At 71.9% G+C, this 14,553-nt stretch carries 13 protein-coding genes and 1 pseudogene; 4 read left to right on the top strand and 10 right to left on the bottom strand.

Features of this window, described 5'->3' with window-relative positions; all coding sequences use genetic code 11:
• The 9 genes and pseudogenes from ACWCYO_RS19345 to ACWCYO_RS19385 all read right to left on the bottom strand — a co-directional run.
• Nucleotides 1–84, bottom strand: a pseudogene (locus tag ACWCYO_RS19345) (class I tRNA ligase family protein); the annotation flags it as partial.
• A 6-nt stretch (nucleotides 85–90) separates the two neighbouring features.
• Entirely contained in the window at nucleotides 91–1,173 is a 1,083-nt protein-coding gene (locus ACWCYO_RS19350; protein ID WP_449784864.1) for a glycerate kinase, read from the bottom strand.
• Nucleotides 1,170–1,988, bottom strand: a complete 819-nt coding sequence (locus ACWCYO_RS19355; RefSeq protein WP_449784865.1) for a sugar phosphate isomerase/epimerase family protein — start codon at nucleotides 1,986–1,988, stop codon at nucleotides 1,170–1,172. Before ACWCYO_RS19355 ends, ACWCYO_RS19350 begins: the two co-directional genes overlap by 4 nt.
• A complete protein-coding gene (locus tag ACWCYO_RS19360; RefSeq protein ID WP_449784866.1) occupies nucleotides 1,988–3,136 on the bottom strand; it encodes a dihydrodipicolinate synthase family protein in 1,149 nt (382 codons plus the stop codon). Before ACWCYO_RS19360 ends, ACWCYO_RS19355 begins: the two co-directional genes overlap by 1 nt.
• Nucleotides 3,136–4,287 carry a Gfo/Idh/MocA family protein gene (locus ACWCYO_RS19365; RefSeq protein ID WP_449784867.1) on the bottom strand — a complete coding sequence of 384 codons (1,152 nt, stop codon included), beginning with the start codon at nucleotides 4,285–4,287 and terminating at the stop codon, nucleotides 3,136–3,138. The genes ACWCYO_RS19360 and ACWCYO_RS19365 overlap by 1 nt, the downstream gene beginning before the upstream one ends.
• 137 nt (nucleotides 4,288–4,424) lie before the next feature.
• Nucleotides 4,425–5,405: a hydroxyacid dehydrogenase gene (locus tag ACWCYO_RS19370; RefSeq protein ID WP_449784917.1), complete on the bottom strand. Its 981-nt coding sequence runs from the start codon at nucleotides 5,403–5,405 to the stop codon at nucleotides 4,425–4,427.
• A 122-nt stretch (nucleotides 5,406–5,527) separates the two neighbouring features.
• Complete coding sequence (locus ACWCYO_RS19375) at nucleotides 5,528–6,442, bottom strand: carbohydrate ABC transporter permease (RefSeq protein WP_449784868.1); 915 nt, start codon at nucleotides 6,440–6,442, stop codon at nucleotides 5,528–5,530.
• Nucleotides 6,439–7,386, bottom strand: a complete 948-nt coding sequence (locus ACWCYO_RS19380) for a carbohydrate ABC transporter permease (RefSeq protein ID WP_449784869.1) — start codon at nucleotides 7,384–7,386, stop codon at nucleotides 6,439–6,441. Before ACWCYO_RS19380 ends, ACWCYO_RS19375 begins: the two co-directional genes overlap by 4 nt.
• 11 nt (nucleotides 7,387–7,397) lie before the next feature.
• Complete coding sequence (locus tag ACWCYO_RS19385; protein ID WP_449784870.1) at nucleotides 7,398–8,741, bottom strand: ABC transporter substrate-binding protein; 1,344 nt, start codon at nucleotides 8,739–8,741, stop codon at nucleotides 7,398–7,400.
• 290 nt (nucleotides 8,742–9,031) lie between these two features.
• Between ACWCYO_RS19385 and ACWCYO_RS19390 the strand changes: the two genes are divergently transcribed.
• Together ACWCYO_RS19390 and ACWCYO_RS19395 are read left to right on the top strand one after the other, a co-directional pair.
• Entirely contained in the window at nucleotides 9,032–10,969 is a 1,938-nt protein-coding gene (locus ACWCYO_RS19390) for a DUF2264 domain-containing protein (RefSeq protein WP_449784871.1), read from the top strand.
• A gap of 5 nt (nucleotides 10,970–10,974) precedes the next feature.
• Nucleotides 10,975–11,754, top strand: coding sequence for a sugar phosphate isomerase/epimerase family protein (locus tag ACWCYO_RS19395; RefSeq protein WP_449784872.1), 780 nt, complete (start codon nucleotides 10,975–10,977; stop codon nucleotides 11,752–11,754).
• Nucleotides 11,755–11,779: 25 nt separating this feature from the next.
• Here ACWCYO_RS19395 and ACWCYO_RS19400 read toward each other — a convergent pair whose 3' ends face one another.
• Entirely contained in the window at nucleotides 11,780–12,847 is a 1,068-nt protein-coding gene (locus tag ACWCYO_RS19400) for a substrate-binding domain-containing protein (protein ID WP_449784873.1), read from the bottom strand.
• A 244-nt stretch (nucleotides 12,848–13,091) separates the two neighbouring features.
• Here ACWCYO_RS19400 and ACWCYO_RS19405 point away from each other — a divergent pair, with 244 nt between their 5' ends.
• Together ACWCYO_RS19405 and ACWCYO_RS19410 are read left to right on the top strand one after the other, a co-directional pair.
• Complete coding sequence (locus tag ACWCYO_RS19405; protein WP_449784874.1) at nucleotides 13,092–14,222, top strand: LacI family DNA-binding transcriptional regulator; 1,131 nt, start codon at nucleotides 13,092–13,094, stop codon at nucleotides 14,220–14,222.
• A 138-nt stretch (nucleotides 14,223–14,360) separates the two neighbouring features.
• Entirely contained in the window at nucleotides 14,361–14,525 is a 165-nt protein-coding gene (locus tag ACWCYO_RS19410; protein WP_449784875.1) for a hypothetical protein, read from the top strand.
• Nucleotides 14,526–14,553 lie beyond the last annotated feature (28 nt).

Below are 14,553 nucleotides of genomic sequence, written 5' to 3' on the forward strand. Positions count from 1 at the left end.
GTACGGGTAGCCGTACTGGGCGAAGGGCATGGAACCCGAGTCGTACCAGGCGTCGATGACCTCGGGCACGCGGGTGGCGGCTCGCCGTGTTCAGTTCCGTACGCCGGCTTCGGTGGCGAGTGCGGCGCCGGCCCGGTGGAGCCAGTGGGCCGCGTGTGCGCGAGCCGAGGAGGAACCACCGGCGAGCCGGGTGAGCGTCAGTACGCTCTCGTCGGGCGACTCCCCGGCGACGATCCGGGCGGCGACCCCGGCCCGCTCGGCGCGCGACAGGACCTCGCCGACGACTTTGCCGAACAGGCTGGTGGTGTCGAACCTGCCCTCGCCGGTGACGACCAGGTCGGCCCCGGCCAGCGCCTCGTCCAGGCCGAGCAGGTCGGCGACGGCGGCTGCGCCGGGTGTGACGGTGGCGTCCCAGGCGGCCACCAGGCCGTAGGCCGTGCCGCCGGCCGCGCCCGCTCCGGGCTGCTGCGGGTCTCCGCCGAGCATCTCGGTGAGGCGGGTGAGGCCCTGTTCGAGCCGCTCGATGTCGGCGGGGGAGGCACCTTTCTGGGGGCCGTAGACGGCGGCGGCGCCGTCGGGGCCCAGCAGCGGGTTGGCGACGTCGGAGAGCAGTCGCACGCCGCCGGCCGGCGCGGACCGGAACCGGCCGCGGTCGATCCGGTGAGCGCGTCGCAGTGCACCACCGCCATCGGGGAGGGGCAGGCCGTCGGCGTCGAGCAGGTGCAGGCCGAGGGCCGCCAGCAGGCCGGTTCCGCCGTCGGTGGAGGCGGAGCCGCCGAGGGCGACCATGAGCCGCCGCGCGCCTGCGTCGAGGGCGGCGGCGATGAGCTCGCCGGTGCCCCGGGTGGTGGCGGTGAGCGGGGCGGACCGTGCCATGAGCGGCAGGCCGCTGACGGTGGCGAGTTCGACCACGGCGGTGCCGTCCGGAAGGAGCGCGTACTCGCCCTCCGCCGGGCGGCCGTCGGGGCCGGTGCAGCCGACCACCCGGGTCAGGGCGGTTCCGGTGTGGGCGGCCGCGACGGCGGCGAGAGTGCCTTCGCCGCCGTCGGCCATGGGGCGGATCACCAGGTGATCGTCCGGTCTGACGAAGCGCCAGCCGTCGGCCAGCGCCTGAGCCGCGTCGGCGGCGGTGATGGTTCCCTTGAAGGAGTCGGGCGCGAAGACGACCTTCACGCGGTCTCCACGTGGGCGCGGTGGCGCTCGATCATCGTCCGCAGGGTCTGCTCGCCAGGGGTGTCCCAGACCCGCTCGTTGAAGATCTCGACCTCGATCCAGCCGGTGTAGCCGGCGTCGGTGACCATGGCGGTCATCGCGGCGAAGTCGATGTGGCCGTCGCCGACGTGGCCCCGGCCGAGCAGCGCGTTGGCGGGCAGCGGAAGGGTCCAGTCGCAGACCTGGTAGGAGGCGATCCGGTTTCCGGCGCGGGCGATCTGCTCCGCCAACTGCGGGTCCCACCAGAGGTGGTAGCTGTCGACGACCACGCCGACCTGCTCGACCGGGAACTGCTCGGCGAGATCGAGCGCCTGGCCGAGGGTGGAGACCACCGCACGGTCGGCGCAGAACATCGGGTGCAGTGGCTCGATCGCCAGACGGACCCCGAAGTCGCCTGCGTGGGGCGCGAGTTCGCCGAGGAGTTCGGCCACCCGGGCCCGCGCGCCGGCCAGGTCGCGGCCGCCCTCGGGCAGGCCGCCGACCACCATGACCAGGGTGTCGGTGCCGAGTTCGGCGGCTTCCTCCATCGCGCGGAGGTTCTCCGCCAGGGCGGCCCGGCGGCCCTCGGGCCCCTGGGCGGTGAGGAAGCCGCCGCGGCACAGGGTGCTCACGGCGAGGCCCGCGTCGCGGACCAGCTTGGCGGCCGTTGCGACGCCGGTCTCGGCGACCTTGTCCCGCCACAGGCCGATCGCCGGGATCCCGGCGTCCACGCAGCCCTGGACGGCCTCGGGCAGGCTCCAGTGCTTGGTGGTGATCTGATTCAGCGACAGCTTCATCAGGCCTGCACCCCTGCCACGGCGAGGAACCGGCGCATCCGGTGGACGGCGAGGTCAGGGTCGGGCAGGACACCGGCCGCGTCGGCGAGCCGGAACAGCTCCACCAGGTGCGGGACGGAGCGACCGCTCTGCGCGCCGGCCACCATCGTGAAGTGGTCCTGGTGGCCGGCCAGCCACGCCAGGAACACGATGCCGGTCTTGTAGTGGTACGTCGGTGTGGCGAACAGGTGCCGGGCCAGCGGCAGGGTCGGGGCCAGCAGCGCGTCGTAGCGGTCGAGGTCGCCCGCGTCCAGCGCGTGCAGGGCGGTGGCGGCCTTGGCGGCGATCGGGTCGAAGATGCCCAGCAGGGCATGGCTGTGGCCGAGTTCGTCGCCCCGGATGAGCTGTGGGTAGTTGAAGTCGTCGCCGGTGTAGAGCTTGACGCCGTCGGGCAGGGCGCGGCGCAGGGCGACTTCCCGGTCCGCGTCCAGCAGCGAGATCTTGATCCCGTCGACCTTGTCGGTGTGCTCCTTGATCAGGGCGAGCACGGTGTCGGTGGCCTGGTCCAGGTCGGTAGAGCCCCAGTAGCCGGCCAGGGCGGGGTCGAACATGTCGCCTAGCCAGTGCAGGATGACGGGTTGCTGGGACTGGGTGAGCAGGCGGCCGTAGACGCGCAGGTAGTCCTCGGGGCCCTCGGCCGAGGCGGTGAGCGCCCGGCTGGCCATCAGGACGGGCTGGGCACCGGCCTCCTCCACCACGGTGAGCTGCTCCTCGTACGCAGCCGTGATCTCCGGCAACGAGGCTGCGGGGGTTTGGAGTTGGTCAGTGCCGACGCCGCAGGCGAGCTTGCCGCCGACGGCGCGGGCCTCGGCGCCGGAGCGGGTGATGAGCTCCTTGGTGGCGGCCCAGTCGAGGCCCATGCCGCGCTGGGCGGTGTCCATGGCGTCGGCGATGCCGAGCCCGAGCGACCACAGGTGGTGGCGGAAGGCGAGGGTGGCGTCCCAGTCGACGGAGGCGGGCTCGCCGGGGGCGTTGTGGCCGAGCGGGTCGGCGACGACGTGGGCGGCGGCGAAGGCGGTGCGGTAGGCCGGGGCGGTGCCGGGCAAGTCCAGCGGGTCGGGGGTGCTCAGTCGGAAGGCGCCGATGCCGGGGAGGTTCAGCTCGGGCATCAGATCTCCAGCTCGGGCACGTCGAGGCGGCGGCCCTCGGCGGCGGAGCGCAGGCCCAGCTCGGCGAGCTGGACGCCCTTGGCGCCTTCCAGCAGGTCCCAGTGGTACTCGGAGTCGGTCGTCACGTGCTTGAGGAAGAGCTCCCACTGCACCTTGAAGCCGTTGTCGAACTCCTCGTTGTCCGGCACCTGCTGCCACTGCGAGCGGAAGGACTCGGTGGCGGGGAGGTCCGGGTTCCACACCGGCTTCGGGGTGGCCGCGCGGTGCTGGAAGCGGCAGTTGCGCAGGCCTGCCACGGCGCTGCCCTCGGTGCCGTCCACCTGGAACTCGACCAGCTCGTCGCGGTCGACGCGTACCGCCCAGGAGGAGTTGATCTGGGCGGTGATGCCGCCCTCCAGCTCGAAGACGGCGTAGGCGGCGTCGTCGGCGGTGGTCTTGTAGGTGCGGCCCTGCTCGTCGACGCGCTCCGGGATGTGGGTGGCGGTGTGGGCGTAGACCGAGCGGATCGGGGCGATGATGCCTTCCAGCACGTACTGCCAGTGCGGGAACATGTCGAGGACCATGCCGCCGCCATCCTCGGCCCGGTAGTTCCAGGACGGGCGCTGGGCGGACTGCCAGTCGCCCTCGAAGACCCAGTAGCCGAACTCGCCGCGCACGGACAGGATCCGGCCGAAGACGCCGCCGTCCACCAGCCGCTTGAGCTTCAGCAGGCCGGGCAGGAACAGCTTGTCCTGCACCGCGCCGTTGCACACCCCGGCCTCGCGCGCCAGCCGGGCCAGCTCCAGGGCGGCCTCGACGGATTCGGCGGTCGGCTTCTCGGTGTAAATGTGCTTGCCGGCGGCGATGGCCTTGCGGATCGCCTGCTCCCGGGCCTCGGTGACCTGGGCGTCGAAGTAGATCTCGGCGAGCGGGTGGGCCAGCGCCTCGTCGAGCGAGGTGGTCCAGTGGGCGAGGCCGTGGCGCTCGGCGAGCTCCTTGAGCTTGGGCTCGCTGCGGCCGACCAGGATTGGCTCGGGCCACAGCGCTTCGCCGTTCCCGAGGGCGAGGCCGCCCTGCTCGCGGATGGCCAGGATGGAGCGGACCAGGTGCTGGCGGTAGCCCATCCGGCCGGTGACGCCGTTCATGACGACGCCGATCACTCTACGGGACATGGGGCGGTTCTCCTCGTGTGGTGCGAAGTCTCGGAAGGTGGGACCGACGCTGCGGTGAGCGCTTCGCGGATCGGAAGCGGAATCCCGCCGGGGGCTTGCAGCGTCCCCGGCGGGGGGTCGGGCGGCACGACGATCCGTCAGGCCGTGCGGTGGACCGATTCCGGCAGGACGGGGTGCGTGAAGGGCAGACCCGCTGTGTAGCAGGCGAGTTCGTCCGCCGCGGCGGCGGCCATCCGGTGCAGTTCGTTGCCGAGCGAGCCGGCGATGTGCGGGGTGAGCAGGACGTTGGGCAGGTCATAGAGCGGTGAGTCGGCGGGCAGCACGAAGGGACTGGTGACGTCGAGTACGGCACTCAGGCGGCCGGTCACCAGCTCCTCGATCATCGCGTCCTGGTCGATCAGCGACCCGCGGGAGGTGTTGACGAGTGTCGCGCCGTCGGGCATCAGCGCCAGCATCCGGCGGCTGATCAGGTGCCGGGTGGCTGGGAGTTCGGGGGCGTGGACGCTCACCACGTCGCTGAGGGCGCAGAGCTCGTTCAGTGCCACGGAACGGGCACCGAGTGCGGCCGCCTCGTCCTGTTCCACGTAGGGGTCGTGGAGCAGCAGTTCGAGGTCGTACGGCTGGAGCAGCGCCATGACGCGCCGTCCGATCTGGGATGCGCCCACGATGCCGACCGTCCGGCGGTAGTTGCCGATGTCCGGATTGGCGGCCTGCCAGTCGTGCGGAGCGCGGAGCCGGCGGTAGTCGGCACTGAGCCGCAGGACCTGCTTGTTGGCGAACAGGATGGCGGCGACGGTGTACTCGGCGACCGGCAGGGCGTTGGCCCACGCCGCCGAGGTGACCTGGATGCCGCGTGCCCAGCAGGCGTCGGTGATGTGGTGCTTGACCGAGCCGGCGGCGTGGAGGACGGCGCGCAGCCGGGGTGCGGCGGTGAGCACGATCTTGTCGATCGGCGGGCAGCCCCAGCTGCTGACGATGACCTCGGTCTCGGCGAGGGCGGCCAGGGCTTCGGGGGTGCTGAAGTCGTCGAGGACGAGCGTGGGGTCGAGGTCGGCGAGGCTGGTGAGCCGTTCCAGTGTGCGGGGGGCGATCAGGTGGCGGGCGAGCCCTGGGTGCATGGCCAGCAGGGCGCGGGGTCGGGTCCGTCCGGGCGGGGCCGGCTCCGTGTCGTCGGTGGACGCGGTCTTCGTGGTGGACACTCGATTCTCCTGGGTGTCTTCGAAGTGGCCTGGAGGGACGGTCACTTGACGGCACCTGCGGTGAGGCCGGCCTTCCAGTGGCGCTGCAGGGCGACGAAGGCGACCACGAGCGGGATCACCGCGAGCAGCGAGCCGGTCACGACCAGGGGGTAGAAGGTGGGCTCGGCGTGGGTCTGGGTGTTCCAGGAGTAGAGGCCGAGGCTGACCGGGAAGAGCCGGTTGTCGGAGAGCATCACCAGCGGCAGGAAGAAGTTGTTCCAGATGGCGGTGAACTGGAAGAGGAACACGGTGACGAAGCCGGGCATCACCATCTTCAGGCCGATCGACCAGAAGGTGCGCAGTTCGCCCGCGCCGTCCATCCGGGCGGCCTCCAGGACCTCCCCGGGAACGTACCCGGCGCAGAACACCCGGGAGAGGTAGACGCCGAAGGGGTTGACCAGGCTGGGGATGAAGACGGCCCAGAAGGTGTTGACCACACCGGCCTTGGAGGCGAGCAGGTACATCGGCAGCGCGAGCGCCGTGGTGGGCACCAGCACGCCGAGCAGGACCAGTCCGAACAGCTTCTCCTTGCCGCGGAAGGCGTAGACCTCGAAGGCGTAGCCGGCGCAGACGCAGACGAAGGCGCAGAGCAGGGCTCCGAGCCCGGCGTAGAGCAGGGAGTTGAGGTACCAGCGGAAGTAGATCCCGCCGTCGGCGGTGGCCAGGTCGTGCAGGTTCTGCCCGAGCTGGAAGTTGGACGCGGTGAGCGCGTTGCCGCCCAGCAGGTCCGGGGTGTTCTTGGCGGCGGCGGTGACCAGCCAGCCGAGCGGCAGCAGGGTGTAGAGCGTGAACAGCAGCAGGGCGCCGTTGACGGCCGCCTTGGACAGGCTCCACGGCCGCCGCGCACTCCTGCCGGGCACGGGAGTCGGCTGGGGCGTGTGCGCGGCGGCCTGCTCGGGGGGAGAGAGCGTGGTCATGCGGTGGCCTCCGCCCGGCGATCGGATCGGCCACGGGTGGCCCGGGTGACGATGAAGGACAGCGCGGCGGCCACCAGTGCGAGCAGCACGGACGAGGCCGCGGCCAGGCCGTAGTCGTTGCGATCGAAGGCCGCGGTGTACGCGAACATGTTGGGCGTCCAGGAGCTGACCACTGCGGGCGCGGTGCGGTAAAGGATCATCGGCTCGGTGAACAGCTGGAGCGAGCCGATGACGGTGAACATGCCGACCATCGTGATCGAGGCACGGATCAGCGGGATCTTGATGCTGAGCGCGGTGCGCAGCGGGCTCGCACCGTCGACCACGGCGGCTTCCAGGACCTCGCGGGGGATGGCCTGCAGCGCGGCGTAGAAGATCACCATGTTGTAGCCGGTCCACTCCCACACCGCCATGTTGACCACGGCGGGCAGCGGGTGGCCGAGCAGGTCCGGATGGCTGCCGGCCGAGTTCAGCGCGTCGATCACCGGGCTGATGCCGGGGGTGTAGAGGTAGGTCCAGATCAGCGCGGCGATGATGCCCGGCACGGCGTGCGGCAGGAACAGGGCCAGCTGGAAGAATCGCTTGGCCCGCGCGAGGACGGAGTCCAGCAGCAGGGCCACCAGGAGCGACAGGCCGAGCATGACCGGGATGTAGAGCAGGCAGTACTCGACGATGGTCAGGAAGCCGGCTCGGTAGGCCGAGTCGCCGAGCGCGCGGGCGTAGTTGCCGAGACCGGTGAAGACCGTCTCGGCGTCGCCGAAGCCCAGGCCGGAGCGGTGCTCGGTGAACAGGCTCAGGTAGACCGCGTAACCGATCGGGAACAGCATCACGGCGGTGAAGAGGAGGAAGAACGGGGTGAGCAGGAGAGCGGGGGCCCCGATCCTCCCGCGCCGCCTGACGGTGACGGCGCGGGAGGGGGCGGTGGTGCGGCCACGCGGCGTGGCCACCGGTCGATTCGTCACTGGGCGACCTTGAGTCCGCGGTTCTTGAGCTCGGCGACGGTGGCCTGCTGGGAGGCGTCGACGGCCGCGCTGACCGTGCCGCCGCTCGCGAGCTTGGCGAAGGCGTCCTTCATGGTGTTGTTGGTGACGCTCATGGCCGGGCCCCATTGCCAGTTGGGCTTGATGGTCTTGGAGGCGTCGACGAAGACAGAGTAGATGTCCTGGCCGCCGTAGAAGTCGGTCTTGAACGCCGCCTTGGCGGTGGCGATCAGCTCCGGGTCGGCGGGGAACAGCGAGGAGGTGCCGGAGGCGATCCGGGCCTGGATACCCTCGGGCGTGGTGGTGGCCCAGGTCGCGAACTCCACGGCCGCCTTGGCCTTCTTGCTGTCCTTGGAGACGGCGAAGGTGGTGCCGCCGAGCATGCCGCCGGCGGGCTGGCCGTCCCAGGACGGGATCGGGGCGACGGCCCACTTCCCGGTGGCCTCGGGGGTGCTGGCCAGGGTGGACTGGAGTACGCCGCCGCCCCAGGCAGCGCCGAGGTACGCGGCGGTCTCGCCCTTCTGCAGCGAGGCGGTCCACTGCTGGCTGAACGAGGGCTGGACGCGCACCAGGTCGTCGGAGATCAGCTGCTGCCAGTAGTCGGCGACGCGCTTGGTCTCGGGGGAGCCCACGTTGACGCTCCAGGCGCCGTTGACGGCACCGAACCAGTGCGCGCCGTTCTGCCAGGACAGCGCTTCGAGGGTGCCCGGGTCGTCGGGGAAGAAGGTGCCGATGCGGGTGTTCGGGTCGGTCTGCTTCAGCTTCTCGGCGTCGGCGCGGTACTCGTCCCAGGTCTTCGGTGGGGTGCTGATGCCGGCCTTGTCGAAGAGGTCCTTGCGGTAGAACAGCGCCTGCGGAGCGGCGTCCAGCGGGAGACCCCAGCTCTTCCCGGCGAGGGTGGTCAGCTCGACGGACTGCGGCAGGTACTTCGACTTGAGGCTGTCCGGGACGAGCTTGGTGATGTCCTGGACAGCGCCCTGGCTGACGAAGTCGGGCAGGGCCGCGTACTCGACGTTGAACAGGTCCGGGGCGTTGCCGGCCTTGACCGCGTCCGAGATCTTCGCGTAGCCGCCGGAGATGCCGGACGGGATCTGCTGGAAGTTGACCTGGACGTCCTTGTGCGAGGCGTTGAACGCGTTGACCACGTCCTGGGTGCCCTTGGCCCATCCCCAGAAGGTGATCGTGACCGGGCCGGAGCTCGCGGTGCTGTCGCTGGAACCGCTGCTGCCGCAGGCCGCGACGAGCGAGAGGGAGAGCGCGCCAAGGGTGGCGGCGGCGAGGCGCGCTCTGCGCGAGCGGGCGGTGGTGGGGGTGGTCGACATGGCTCGGCTCCTGAGGAGGGGGCAGTGTGCCGGGAGTGCCGAGCATTGAACGGTCAACGGTCGGCGAGGTGTCGCTATCCTGCGACCAGCTTCGATCAGAGTCAAGAGTATTGGATCAAATGATCCGATGTGATCTGATTGTGACCGCTCCCTGGATCACTAATTGGCTGGCCACCTCAACTTCGGTGGATCACTGGCGGGATGAGGTTGATCATTCGGTCGATCTGCCTTGACCAATGATCTGGGTGTTTCTAGATTCGACCAGCCCGCCCCGACAAGGAGCACAACACATGCCCTCGATCGCGCTTCCGCCCGAAGACCGGACACTCAGTCCGCACACAGGATGGACCAGGGCTCACTGGGAGGCCGTCGCGGACGGTCTGCTGGCCGCCGCCGGGCGGTTCGCGGGCCCGGAGCACGCCCTCCTCGATCTCCCCGGCGAACGGCCGAGCATCTCGGGGCGGCGTTCCGACGCTCTGGAGGGCTACGCCAGGACTTTCCTGCTCGCGGCCATCCGGGTGGCCGGCGCGGGCGGCGAGGACCCGGACGGCGTGCTGCGGAGGTACGCCGAGGGACTCGTCGCCGGCACCCGGACCCCGACCACCGAGGGCGACCTCGCCGACGGGGACCTGATCTCCTGGCCGCTGATCGCCGAACGGCGCCAGGCCCTGGTCGAGGCCGCCTCCATCGCCCTCGGCCTGCGCCTCACCCGTCCATGGCTCTGGGACACCCTCGACGAGGCGACCCGCGAACAGGTCCGGGCCTGGCTCGCTCCAGGCCTGGAGCACTCACCGGTCGACAACAACTGGTGGCTCTTCCCCGCGATGGTGGGCGCGTTCCTGGTGGAGGCCGGGCTCGATCACGACGGCTCCGCCCAGAGCGCCGTCGACCGCGGGCTGGAGCGGATCGAGCAGTGGTACCTCGGCGGCGGCTGGTACACCGACGGCCGCCCCCGCGCCTTCGACCACTACAACGGCTGGGCCTTCCACCTCTACCCCGTCCTGCACGCCCATCTGAGCGGCGACCAGGGACTGCTCGCCACCTACGGCCCCCGGCTCGCCGCATACCTGGACGGCTACTCCCGCACGTTCGGCGCCGACGGCGCCCCGATGCACCAGGGCCGCTCCCTTGCCTACCGCTTCGCGGCCGCGGCGCCGCTCTGGGCAGGCGCCCTCACCGGGCACACCCCACTGTCGCCAGGCGCCACCCGCCGCCTCGCCTCCGGAGCACTGCGGCACTTCGTCGACGGAGGGGCGCTCGACACCAACGGCCTGCTCTCGCTCGGCTGGTTCGGCCCGTACCCGCCCATGATCCAGGAGTACTCCGGCCCCGCCTCGCCGTACTGGGCGAGCAAGGGCTTCCTCGGCCTGCTGCTGCCCGCCGACCACCCGGTGTGGACGGCAGTCGAGGATCCGGGCCCGGCCGAGACGGCGGACGCGGTCGTCGCACTCCCACAGCCGGGGTGGCTGATCCAGTCCACCGCGACGGACGGCCTGGTCCGCCTGCACAACCACGGCAGCGACGACCAGCCCGCCGACCAAGTGCTCCCCGACAACCCGCTCTACGCCCGCCTCGCGCACTCCACCGCGACCGGGCCGGCCTTCGACTGCATCCCGGACAACCACGTCGGCCTGGTGGTCGACGGCGAGCTCAGCGAGCGCGGCCGGATCCGACCGCTCGGCGCCGGGGACGGCTGGGCCGCCTCCACGCACCACCCGCGCATCGGCGGCCGCGAACTGCCCGGCGTCACCATCACCTCCCTGGTCCTCGCGGCCGGCGCCGACGAGATCCACGCGCACCTCGTCAGCGGCGCCGAACCGGGCACCGAGGTCCGGCACAGCGGCTGGGCGGCGGCCGGCGCCGCGACGGAGAAGCAGTCGGACGGCCTGCGTGCCCGGGTGACCGCCACCGACCCCGAGGGCGTGCGGGTGACCTCCGTCGTGGAGAACATCCACGGCTTCGCCTCCGCAGGCTGCTCCCGGCTGCCCGGCGGCACCGCGTTCGGACCGGCGGCCGCAGTACCGGTGCTCACCGGCAGCATCGGCGCCGACACCGCCCTGTTCGTCAGCGCGGCCAGGCTGGACCGATCCGCGCCCGGGCCCTCCCGGGAGCTCCGCGTGCACGTGGACGGCAACCGGATCCATGTGCACTGGCCGGATGGCGCCGAGCACGAGGCCGTCCTCGCGCCCGGCGAGGTCACCGTCACCACCGTCCACCCGGAGGCCTGAGCGGCATGCGTCTCGCCTTCTCCACTCTCGGCGTGCCGGGCCGCCCGCTCGCCGGCGTCCTCCGACTGGCGACCACGCACGGCTGGGCCGGCCTGGAACTGCGCTGCGCGCCCGGCGAGCCGGTGCACCCGGAGCTGACCGTCACCGAACGGAGGGCGGCCGCTTGGGCGTTCGCCGTCACCGGCACCACGCCGCTGACCCTCGCGGGCTACACCGGCGTAGCGGCCCCCGGCGACGATGCCGAGCCGATCGGTGAGCTGTTGGAGCAGTTGCGCCTGGCCGCCGATCTCGGCGCCCGGAACGTCAGGGTGTTCACACGCGGCGGCGACGGGCCGGCGGCCGAGGCCGACGAGCGCGCGGCGGCCCGGCTCACGGCCGTGGCCGACACGGCGCGGTCCCTGGGCGTACGGATCCTGCTGGAGACCCACGACTCGCACCGCGGCGGGCGGGACGTGGCCCGGGTGCTGGACCTGGTGGGCCACCCGTCCGTCGGTGCGCTGTGGGACGTGATGCACACGTACCTCGCGGGCGAGTCGCCTGCGGAGTCCTACGCCGCCCTCGCGCCGCATCTCGGGTACGTCCAGGTCAAGGACATCGCCGGCCCGGACGACCTCGCCCCGCTGCCGCTCGGCGCGGGCGTGCTGTCCCTCGCCGAGTGCGTGGGCCTGCTGCCCTCCGACTGCTGGGTGTCCTGGGAGTACGAGGCGCCGTGGTTCCCGTCGGCCGCGCCGCTCGACGGTCTGCTCGGGCCCGGGGCGGCCCTCCTGTCCCGGCTGTCCGGCTGACGGACCGCCGGGCGCGGAGGCGTGCTCAGCCGGCCTGGCCGTTGGCGGCGCCTCCGCAGGACGTCCGGACTTTGAGCTCCGGCAGCAACTGGACGTGGTGGACCGGCAGTTCAGGACTGTCGATGCGGCGCAGCATCAGCTCGACCGCCGCTGCGCCCACCGCGCGCTTGGGCGGGGCGACGGCGGTCAGCGGCGGCGCGGCGAGCGCCGCGAAGACGTCGTCGTACGAGATCAGTGCCAGGTCGTCGGGCGCGCGCAGCCCGCGGGCGCGCAGCAGCGGCGCCAGCTGGATGGCCTCCTGGTCGTTGTGGACCAGGAACGCCCGCACGCCCCGGGTGACGGCCTCGGCGATCCGCGTGGCGAGGATGTCCGTTTCGATTCCGGGGCGGTTGATGTCGATCACCGGCTGCGGCTTGAGCCCGAGCAGCCGGACGCCCTCCTCGTAGCCCGCTCTCACCTGGCCGGCCGTCCAGGAGTCGAGCCGGGCGGCCAGCGCCACGGACTCGTGCCCGAGCGAGTGCAGGTGCCGCAGGGCCAGCAGAACGCCGTGCCGGTGGTCCGAGCCGACCGAGTCCAGCTCGGCGGCGGCGCTGTTCGCAGGCGCGAGGCGCTCGACGAGGACGGCGGGCACCGGCAGGTCGTGCACCCAGGCCGTGTCGGCGGGACCGGTACCCGGGCTCCAGTTGGGGCTCAGCAGCAGGCCGTCGAGCCCGGCGTCCAGCAGCTGTTCCGCCTGGGCGCGGTCGTCCGCCGACTCGTACGAGGCGATGCCGAGGACCAGCCTGGCTCCGGCCCCGGAAGCTGCGGAGCGGGCCCCGTCGATGATCTCGTCGAAGTACGAGCCGATCGTGGGCACCAGCATGCCGATCACCCGATCGCGGCCCTCCTGGCCGGGGGACGAGGTGTCGTGGGGGAGCGAGACGGCGCCGTGCGAGCGGCGCAGGAGGCCGGCCTCGGCGAGAGCCGCCACATCCCGGCGCACGGTGACCGGGGCGGTGCCGATCCGGGCCGCCAGATCCATCACCCGCACCGTGCCCAGCTCGCGGACGGCCTCCAGGATCCGAGCCCGCCGCTCCTCCGCAGTGATGGTCATGGCTTCCCTTCCCCTCGCCTGGCACACCGAGGCAAGATGGTGCGCCGTCCTGACCACTTAAGTATCACTTGCTCAGGTGCTGATCGAGCACACAGTAGGCGACTGGCCCCGTAGCCGGAAGGCCTGGCCAGGGCGAGTGCCGTCCGACGGCGAGGCACCGCCTCGCGAACTCCCGGAAGATCCCGGCAGGAGCGGCACCCGCAGTCGCGTAGGCGTCCGACACGTAATGGACAGGGGAGTGCGCATGACCGGATCGGCTCGCCGACCGGTGGAGGCCACGGCCCCGGAGGCCAGAGAACTGAAGTTCCGCATGCTCGCGGGCCGCCTGCGCCGGGAGATCGGCGAGGGCCTCTGGCCGCCGGGCAGTCGGCTGCCGACCGAGCAGGAGCTCGCCAGGGCGCACGGGGCCTCCGTGAGCACCGTCCGCCGCGCCGTCGCCGAGCTGGTCGCCGAGGAGCTGGTGGTACGCCGCCAGGGCTCGGGCACCTATGTCCTCGCTCCGAAGGCGGGCAGGGCCCGCTCCACCCTGATCGGCGTCATCGTTCCCGACACCGCCTTCTACTACCCCCGTGTCCTGGAGGGCATTGAGGAGGAGCTCGCGGCGGCGGGTGCGCGGCTTGTGATCGCCTGTTCGAGCTATGACCAGGCCCGGGAGATCAGAGCCGTCGCCGACATGCTCGACGCGGGCGCCGAGGGTCTGCTCCTCGCGCCCACCCTGGCCGGGCCGGAGACTCCCGAGGCCTATCTGACCCGGCTGGCCGGACTTCCGGTACCGGCGGTCCTGGTGGAACGGAGGGGAACGAGCCTCGGGGACGCCACCGAGAGCGTCTGCACCCACCACGAGGCCGGTGGCTACGACGCCGTCCGCCACCTGGCCCGGCTCGGCCACCGGACCATCGGCCTGGTGCTGCGGCTCGACAGCCCGACCACCGAGCCGGTGAGACGGGGTTTCCACCAGGCCGTCCGCGAACTCGGCCTTCCGGGCACCGAGTTCGGGGCCGCACTGGAGGAGTGGAGCCCTGCCGCGGCCGACCGTTGCCTGGCCGGGCTGCACCAGGCAGGTGCCACTGCTGCGGTCTGCTTCGGGGACCGGCAGGCGGCCCTCCTGGAGGCCGCCGCCCGTCGGGCCAGGCTGCGTGTTCCGGATGACCTGGCCCTGATCGCCTACGACGACGAGATCGCCGACATCGCCGAGATCCCGCTCACTGCCGTGGCGCCGCCCAAACACCTGTTGGGCCGCACCGCGGCCGCGGTGCTGCTGAACCGGCTGGAACACCCGGAGGACCCTCGTCGGCAGGTCCTGCTCCGGCCGACGATCACCGTCCGTGACTCCTGCGGAGCCGCTCGGTCGAAGCTCGCGCCGGTCCCGGACTGACCTGCGCACCCGCTCGGCGGGTCAGCACCGCACCGTCCCACGTCGGGGCCCTCAGCACGGTCGGCAGCCGGACAGGTCGTGCTCGACGACTCCGCGAGTGCCGGTTGACCAATCCGGCCCGGTCTGTGGTCAGGCGCGGTGCACGTCGATGCGGAGGAAGGCCAAGGGGACACCCAACTCGTCCGGCGCACCCTGGCCGGGATCGAGATACCGCCGGACGCGCCGACCCTCGCGAAGGCGCGCCTGCCGAGCCGCCGTACCGTCGCCACTCCTCTCGCACTGCGACACGGGATCACCACCTGATCAGTATTGCTCATTTCTGATTGATAGG

Source organism: Kitasatospora sp. NPDC001683 (assembly GCF_053596495.1).

What these genes read in the sequence shown, in the direction of transcription:
- ACWCYO_RS19355 (WP_449784865.1), bottom strand. Translation starts at nt 1,988, where the DNA reads ATGAAGCTGTCGCTGAATCAGATCACCACCAAGCACTGGAGCCTGCCC.
- ACWCYO_RS19360 (WP_449784866.1), bottom strand. Translation starts at nt 3,136, where the DNA reads ATGCCCGAGCTGAACCTCCCCGGCATCGGCGCCTTCCGACTGAGCACC.
- ACWCYO_RS19365 (WP_449784867.1), bottom strand. Translation starts at nt 4,287, where the DNA reads ATGTCCCGTAGAGTGATCGGCGTCGTCATGAACGGCGTCACCGGCCGG.
- ACWCYO_RS19370 (WP_449784917.1), bottom strand. Translation starts at nt 5,405, where the DNA reads ATGCACCCAGGGCTCGCCCGCCACCTGATCGCCCCCCGCACACTGGAA.
- ACWCYO_RS19375 (WP_449784868.1), bottom strand. Translation starts at nt 6,442, where the DNA reads ATGACCACGCTCTCTCCCCCCGAGCAGGCCGCCGCGCACACGCCCCAG.
- ACWCYO_RS19385 (WP_449784870.1), bottom strand. Translation starts at nt 8,741, where the DNA reads ATGTCGACCACCCCCACCACCGCCCGCTCGCGCAGAGCGCGCCTCGCC.
- ACWCYO_RS19390 (WP_449784871.1), top strand. Translation starts at nt 9,032, where the DNA reads ATGCCCTCGATCGCGCTTCCGCCCGAAGACCGGACACTCAGTCCGCAC.
- ACWCYO_RS19395 (WP_449784872.1), top strand. Translation starts at nt 10,975, where the DNA reads ATGCGTCTCGCCTTCTCCACTCTCGGCGTGCCGGGCCGCCCGCTCGCC.
- ACWCYO_RS19400 (WP_449784873.1), bottom strand. Translation starts at nt 12,847, where the DNA reads ATGACCATCACTGCGGAGGAGCGGCGGGCTCGGATCCTGGAGGCCGTC.
- ACWCYO_RS19405 (WP_449784874.1), top strand. Translation starts at nt 13,092, where the DNA reads ATGACCGGATCGGCTCGCCGACCGGTGGAGGCCACGGCCCCGGAGGCC.